Source organism: Hungatella sp. SL.1.14, from assembly GCF_024460495.1.
Lineage (GTDB): Bacteria > Bacillota > Clostridia > Lachnospirales > Lachnospiraceae > Hungatella > Hungatella hathewayi.
Genome location: NZ_JANFYJ010000215.1, coordinates 1 through 328, shown reverse-complemented (window position 1 = coordinate 328; position 328 = coordinate 1). Strand labels below are relative to the sequence as shown.

Annotated in this window: 1 protein-coding gene; it reads right to left on the bottom strand. The window is 24.7% G+C overall.

Annotated elements, in window-relative coordinates:
• Positions 1–146 precede the first annotated feature (146 nt).
• The coding region (locus NE473_RS30740) for a hypothetical protein (RefSeq protein WP_256265611.1) at positions 147–328 on the bottom strand (182 nt) is incomplete at its 5' end.

Genomic DNA, 328 nt, shown 5'->3' with positions numbered 1-328 from the left:
TTAATCTTTTCATCAAACCATAAGCTTGCAACAATGATCCCATATTATTAATTTGTTGCATTGAAATTATTTCTATTTTCATATCATCCATTTCCTTTTTATATAGATGCCAAAACATTCTTATATATAATTATTTTCTTTAGAATTCAGTTTTGGCGATTTATTTTTTTAAAGCAATACAAAAGAAAATCTTCATATTTTTCAAAAGGCCTTTTAGTATCTAAATACTTATTAAATGTCTTAGTATAGTTGCCATTAATCTTCTTCATTTTATTAAAGGTTTCACAATCAAAACGACTATCTGAATTCAATTCCTCGAATAGCCAAA